The sequence below is a fragment of the Streptomyces sp. NPDC058637 genome (assembly GCF_042717325.1).
In the GTDB taxonomy this organism is placed as follows: Bacteria; Actinomycetota; Actinomycetes; order Streptomycetales; family Streptomycetaceae; genus Streptomyces.
This window is the reverse complement of sequence record NZ_JBHXRD010000056.1, coordinates 24,947-31,134: the sequence shown is the minus strand read 5'-3', so window position 1 is coordinate 31,134 and position 6,188 is coordinate 24,947. Positions and strand designations below refer to the sequence as shown.

General features: G+C 69.5%; 7 protein-coding genes. 6 read left to right on the top strand and 1 reads right to left on the bottom strand.

Translation table 11 applies throughout. The features are described from left to right. From ACFWVP_RS33800 to ACFWVP_RS33775, 6 genes are all read left to right on the top strand, one after another. Positions 1-972: acyl-CoA carboxylase subunit beta (locus ACFWVP_RS33800; RefSeq protein WP_384501860.1), on the top strand; the 972-nt coding region annotated here is incomplete at its 5' end. After that, complete coding sequence (locus ACFWVP_RS33795) at positions 969-1,175, top strand: acyl-CoA carboxylase subunit epsilon (protein WP_384501858.1); 207 nt, start codon at positions 969-971, stop codon at positions 1,173-1,175. The genes ACFWVP_RS33800 and ACFWVP_RS33795, both read left to right, overlap by 4 nt. A 132-nt stretch (positions 1,176-1,307) precedes the next feature. Beyond that, positions 1,308-3,467 (top strand): MMPL family transporter, encoded by a 2,160-nt coding sequence (locus ACFWVP_RS33790; protein WP_384501856.1) that lies wholly within the window; start codon positions 1,308-1,310, stop codon positions 3,465-3,467. Positions 3,468-3,646: 179 nt separating this feature from the next. Next, on the top strand, positions 3,647-3,979 hold the full coding sequence (locus ACFWVP_RS33785) for a LysR family transcriptional regulator (protein ID WP_384501854.1): 333 nt from the start codon (positions 3,647-3,649) through the stop codon (positions 3,977-3,979). A 93-nt stretch (positions 3,980-4,072) separates the two neighbouring features. Then, the gene (locus tag ACFWVP_RS33780; RefSeq protein ID WP_384501852.1) at positions 4,073-4,291 is read left to right on the top strand and encodes an MbtH family protein; all 219 of its coding nucleotides are present in this window, start codon (positions 4,073-4,075) and stop codon (positions 4,289-4,291) included. A gap of 20 nt (positions 4,292-4,311) precedes the next feature. Beyond that, complete coding sequence (locus tag ACFWVP_RS33775; RefSeq protein ID WP_384501850.1) at positions 4,312-5,082, top strand: thioesterase II family protein; 771 nt, start codon at positions 4,312-4,314, stop codon at positions 5,080-5,082. 61 nt (positions 5,083-5,143) lie between these two features. Here the strand turns inward: ACFWVP_RS33775 and ACFWVP_RS33770 are convergent, their stop codons facing one another. Further along, positions 5,144-6,106 (bottom strand): hypothetical protein, encoded by a 963-nt coding sequence (locus ACFWVP_RS33770; protein WP_384501848.1) that lies wholly within the window; start codon positions 6,104-6,106, stop codon positions 5,144-5,146. Positions 6,107-6,188: the final 82 nt, after the last annotated feature.

Genomic DNA, 6,188 nt, shown 5'->3' with positions numbered 1-6,188 from the left:
ATCACCGGACCGGACGTCGTCAAGGCGGTCACCGGTGAGGAGATCACCCAGAACGGCCTGGGCGGCGCGGACGTGCACGCGGAGACCTCGGGCGTCGCGCACTTCGCGTACGACGACGAGGAGACCTGCATCGCCGAGGTCCGCTACCTGATCGGCATGCTCCCCTCCAACAACCGCGAGAACCCGCCCGTCGTAACGGGTGACGACCCCGCCGACCGCCGCGGCGACGTCCTCCTGGACCTCGTCCCCGCCGACGGCAACCGCCCGTACGACATGCACAAGGTCATCGAGGAACTCGTCGACGACGGCGACTTCCTGGAGATCCACGAACGCTGGGCCACCAACATCATCTGCGCGCTGGCCCGGCTGGACGGCCACGTCGTCGGCATCGTGGCCAACCAGCCCCTGTCGTACGCCGGGGTGCTGGACATCCGCTCCTCCGAGAAGGGGGCGCGGTTCGTCCAGTTCTGCGACGCGTTCAACATCCCGCTGGTCACCCTCGTCGACGTACCCGGCTTCCTGCCCGGCGTCGACCAGGAGCACGGTGGAATCATCCGGCACGGCGCGAAGCTCCTGTACGCGTACTGCAACGCCACCGTGCCGAGGATCTCGCTGATCCTGCGCAAGGCCTACGGAGGTGCCTACATCGTCATGGACAGCCAGTCCGTCGGGGCCGACCTCACCTACGCGTGGCCCACCAACGAGATCGCCGTCATGGGTGCGGAGGGCGCCGCAAACGTCATCTTCCGCCGCCGCATCGCCGACTCCGACGACCCCGAGGGCCTGCGCGGCCAGCTGGTCAAGGAGTACAAGGCCGAGCTGATGCACCCCTACTACGCGGCGGAGCGCGGCCTGGTCGACGACGTCATCGACCCCGCCGAGACGCGCGGGACGCTGATCCGCTCACTGGCGATGCTGCGGCTCAAGCACGCCGACCTGCCGTCGCGCAAGCACGGGAACCAGCCCGCGTGAGCGTCGGCACCGGGCCGGGCGGATCCCGGCCGATCGTGGTCCACGGATCCCCGACCCCCGATGAGCTGGCGGCGGTGGTCGCGGTGCTGCTCACGGCCCTTCAGCAACCCGGACCTGCCGGTTCCGGCGCAGCCGTGCGGGCCCCGTGGCGGCGCGCGGAGTCGCCGCCCTCCTCCCGTGTCTCCTGGCGGGCAGGGCTCTGAACGAGGTCGCTGCAGGTAACTGCACGGCTACTTGAAGGCGATCGGCGCGTTGCGGAACGTGGCGGTCCAATGTCCGAGTACGGGTACGCGGCGGCGGGACAAGCCGCGGGTCGAGGTTGTGGAGGGTTTTTCATGTTCCGAGGAATCGGGCGGTTCTCGGTGAACCGCCCCTGGCTGGTCGTCGCGTTGTGGCTGGTGGCGACCGCTGCCCTGATCGCGCTGGCCCCACAGTTGAAACCGACCAGCGACCAGGCGGAGTTCCTCCCCTCGCACTTCGAGTCGGTACGCGCCGTCGAGATCCAGAAGGACGCCTTCCCGCAGAGCCGCCAGCCCGCGGCCATCGGCGTCTTCCAGCGCGCCGACGGCGGGGCGCTGACCGCGGACGACAAGAAGGAGGTCGGCGAGATCGCGGCCGGCCTGCAGGGCGAGAAGCTCGCCAAGATCACCGAGGTGGTGGCGGACCCGGCGGCGGTCTCACCGGACGGGAAGATCGCCCTCGTCCATGTGTTCGCCTCCACGAAGACGGCTCATGACGAGGTGCTCGTCGACTCCGTCGGCACCCTGCGCACCGAGGCGGCGGACCTGCTCTCCGGCAGCGACCTGGAGCTGGGCCTCACCGGGCCGACCGCCACGGTGCTGGACTCGCAGGAGGCGTCGGACAGTACCGACGCGATGGTGATGATGTCCACGCTGGTGCTCATCATCGTGCTGCTGCTGGTCATCTTCCGCAGCCCCGTGATCGCCCTGATGCCCGTTCTCATCATCGGCGTCGTCTTCATGGTCACCATGGGCGTCATCGCGACCGCCAGTGAGATCGCCGGTATGGAGGCACCGTCCTCCATCTCCGCGATCCTCATCGTGGTGCTCTTCGGCGTGGGCACCGACTACACGCTCTTCCTGCTCTTCCGGTACCGGGAACACCTCCGTGAGGGCATGCAGCCCAAGGAGGCGCTGGCCACGGCCGCCGGCCGGGTCGGGGAGACCATCACCTCGGCCGCGAGCGTCGTCATCGTCGCGTTCCTCTCGCTGCTGCTGTCCTCCATGGGCATGCTCAGCAGCATGGGCCTGTCGCTGGCCATCGCCGTCGCCGTCACCCTGGTCGCCGCGCTCACCCTCGTACCCGCCGTCTTCTCGCTGCTGGGCACGGCGGCGTTCTGGCCGTCGAAGGCCTGGCGCAAGCAGCCCCGCAACGCCATCGCGGGCCGGGTCGGAAGCTTCGCGGCCCGCAGGCCGGCCGCCATCGCGGGTGTCTCCGGTGTGCTCCTCGCGGCACTGGCCCTGGGCGTGTTCGGCTTCAAGGCGGAGTACGACACCGAGAGCTCGCTCCCGGACAACCTGGAATCCGTCCAGGCGATGAAGGACTTCCAGAGCGGCTTCTCCGCCGGGCAGTCCGACCCGACGTTCGTCTACGTGAAGGCGACCGGCGGGGCGGAGCTCGACAAGGGCGCACTGGACGCGTACGGGAAGGAACTGTCGGGCGTCGACGGCGTGGACCAGGTGGCCCCCGCCCTGGTCAGCCCGGACGGCCGGGTCGCGCAGTACAGCGTCGTGCTCGACTACCGCCCCACCGAGGACCGGGCCATGGACCTGGTCAACGGTGCACTGCGGGACACCGTCCACGAGGCCGCGCCGAAGGGCACGGAGCAGTACGTCGGCGGCAGCACGGCGGTCCTCGCGGACGTCCAGACCGCCGTGAACCGCGACTACAAGCTCGTGTTCCCGATCGCCGCGGTGGCGATCATGCTCATCCTCGGGCTGATGCTGCGCAGCGTCATCGCGCCCTGGTACCTGATGATCGCGGTCGGCCTCGGCTTCGGCGGAACCCTCGGCGCCACCGTCTGGCTGTTCCAGACAGGCTCGAACGGCCTGCTGTTCATGCTGCCGGTGATCGTCTACCTCTTCGTCGTGGCGATCGGGACGGACTACAACATCCTGATGGTGGCCCGGCTGCGCGAGGAGATCCGGAGCGGCAAGGAACCGCGCGAGGCCGTACAGCAGGCCGTCACGCACTCCGCCCCCACCATCGGGGCCGCGGCGGTCATCCTCGCGGGCACCTTCGGTGTGCTGATGCTCGCCGACAACTCCATGCTGAAGCAGATGGGCTTCGCCGTCGCCTTCGGCATCCTGCTGAGCGCGTTCGTGATCGGGATCCTCCTGGTTCCGGCGGTCACCACCCTGGCGGGCCCGAAGGCCTGGTGGCCGGGCAACCGCCACGACACACCCGGGCGTGACGGCGCGGAGCCGGCGGGCGACCAGGACTCCGACGTCCTCGTCGGCTCCGAGGGCAGGTAGCGGCCGGTCGGACCCGGACACCGCGCGCCCCCGGCCGGAACACGGCCGGGGGCGCGCGGCGTCCCGGCTCCGCGCCGGTGCAGCTTCCTGAAAGGTGAGGGGGGAAGGCGCCCCCGGTATCTGTAGGATTTTGATACGGCGTTCCTGGTCATCGGAATTCCTGCCGTGATATCGGCCGAATGCGAGGTGTGATGCACGAGCGTGAGTTCAAGGCTTTCGTTTCGGTTGCGGATACCGGGCGGATGGATGCCGCGGCACGACAGCTCGGATATTCCCAGCCCGCGATCACCTACCAGATCCAGTGCCTGGAACGGTCCCTCGGTTTCAAATTGTTCACCCGGCATCCCAGTGGTGTCCGGCTGACCAGACACGGGCGGTCGGTCCTGTCATCGGCACGGGCCGTCCTGACGCTGATGAACGACATCCGTAACCCGCGTACGGACAGGGAGGACGAGACCGCCCAATCCCCGGTCGAGGCCGCTGTCCCGATGGTCCGGAAGGAATCCGCCTGATACCGGAGCCACCGCGCTCCGCATTCAGGACCGTTCACCGGACCGCATGTCGCGATGAGTTCTTCCCATCCCGGAAACGTTGGAGAGAAAACGATGAGCACCAACCCGTTCGAGGACAACGACGCCAGCTACTACGTCCTGGTCAACGAGGAGGGCCAGCACTCCCTGTGGCCCGCGTTCGCCGAGGTCCCCGCCGGCTGGACGGTGAAGCACGGCCAGGACAGCCGGCAGGCCTGCCTGGACTACGTCGAGGAGAACTGGACCGACATGCGCCCGCTGAGTCTCGTGCGCCAGATGGCCGAAGCCAAGTAGGCGGGACCGGAAGGACGATCATGCGGACGGTATCCTCCACCGCCGCGGTGTACCGGCCCCGGCCCCGGCCGGGTGCCGATCGCGTGCTGGTGTGCCTGAGCTTCTGCGGCGGCGGCACGGCACCCTTCCGCCGGTGGGCGGACGTCGTGCCGGACGACGTGGAGTTGGCGCTGATCTGCTATCCGGGCCGGGAGGCGCGCTTCGGCGTGCCGTTCGCCCGCGACTGGGTCGCCCTGCGGGACGACGTGGTGAGCGCGGTACGCGGCCTCGGCGCCCGGCCGTACACGCTGTTCGGCCACAGCATGGGCTCCTGGCTGGCCTTCGAGACGGCGGCGGAGCTCGAACGCCTCGGCGCCCCGACGCCGTCCGCCCTCGTCGTCTCCGGCGGGGTGGCGCCCCACAGGCGCCAGGCGCACGGTACCCATGTACCCCGGTCGCACGACAGCGACGACGCCCTGGTCGCGTGGATGCGCGAGTTCGGGCAGATGCCCGCTGTCGTGGCCGCCGAACCGGAGCTGCGCGCCCTCGCGGTGGAACTGCTCCGTGCGGACCTCGCGGTCTCGGAGTCGTACCGCTTCTCGGCGGGGTCCCGGGCGTCGGTTCCGCTGCGACTGCTCTACGGCACGGGGGACACCGAGCCCTTCGCCGAGGTGGAGCGGGACTGGAAGTCCCTGGCGGACGCGGGCTTCGAGGCGTTCGAGCTGCCGGGCGGGCACTTCTACGAGGCGGACGTGTGGGCCGGGCTGCCGAGATGGTGTACCGGAGCCGCCCCCCACGCGGGGCGGCCGTAGTACGCGGGACGCCGCGCCGACAGGGTCGGCGCGGCGTCGTCCGTCTGCGGGGCCGGGCGGTTCAGGCGGCCCCGCGCAGGGCCCGCCGGCGGTCGTGGAGGACCAGCAGGATGACCATGCCCATGAGTACGCCCAGGACGGTGCCGGCCTGGCCGGCCAGCAGGTGCGCCAACTCGCTCTCGGGTGCGGGCCGTTTCGTGCCGAGGTTCGTGAGCAGGCCGTAGAGGCTGTACGAGAAGAGCATGCCGGAGGAGATCCACGACACCGCCATGGGGATCAGGAACCTCTTCGGACCCCGACGGCTCGTCAGTGCCAGGAGCCCCCAGGCCCCGGCGAACGCCCAGACCCCCGTGCTCAGCGACAGCAGGTGCCACCACATGTCACGGTGGGCCAGGCTGCCCGCGTCGAGCCCCGCTTCCCCTCCCGCCGCCCAGAACACCTTGACGACACCGAGCGCGACACAGCCCGCCGCGAGCAGCCGGGCCACGGTGGTCTGCAGCGCCAGGGTGTTTCCCGGGGCCTCCCCCGGGTCGGCCGGACCGCTCAGGGCCTCGGGCCACCGCGCCCTCGCGTAGCCGGCCAGGGCGAGGGGCAGGCCGATGCCCACACCGACCAGCGAGATCATGACGAAGGTCTGTTCGTAGGCCCAAAGGTCGGTGGAGGCCTCCGCCTGTTCGTCCCGGGACATGGCGGCCGGGCCGAGCACCGGCGCCAGGAGCAGCATGGGGACGAGCAGGCCGGTGCCCACCCAGACGGGTATGACGACCAGCCACGCGGGAAGCCGCTCGCCCCACGGCCGGACGAATGCCGTCGCCAGCAGAATTCCCACTGCCGCGAGCACGGCGGTCGTCGCGTTGATCGCACGCCAGTCGGCTTCGCCCATTTCCTCGGTCGGAAGGAAGAGACCGAATGTCCAGGCGATTTTGATCAGCATGTACGGCATGACCGAAATGACGGTGCCGTAGCCGCAGATCCTGCGCATCCTGATCATTCGGGAGGTCGATCGCACCGCCATCAGTGTCATGATCGGAATGATATCCGGGTGGTGATGGGCGGTCAAAAGCCATATGCCTTTTCGGTGGCATATTCTTTTCGAAGCGATGGTG

Excerpts from the sequence above, each read along its gene's own strand:
- ACFWVP_RS33790 (WP_384501856.1), top strand. The coding sequence starts at position 1,308 with ATGTTCCGAGGAATCGGGCGGTTCTCGGTGAACCGCCCCTGGCTGGTC.
- ACFWVP_RS33785 (WP_384501854.1), top strand. The coding sequence starts at position 3,647 with ATGCGAGGTGTGATGCACGAGCGTGAGTTCAAGGCTTTCGTTTCGGTT.
- ACFWVP_RS33780 (WP_384501852.1), top strand. The coding sequence starts at position 4,073 with ATGAGCACCAACCCGTTCGAGGACAACGACGCCAGCTACTACGTCCTG.
- ACFWVP_RS33775 (WP_384501850.1), top strand. The coding sequence starts at position 4,312 with ATGCGGACGGTATCCTCCACCGCCGCGGTGTACCGGCCCCGGCCCCGG.
- ACFWVP_RS33770 (WP_384501848.1), bottom strand. The coding sequence starts at position 6,106 with ATGACACTGATGGCGGTGCGATCGACCTCCCGAATGATCAGGATGCGC.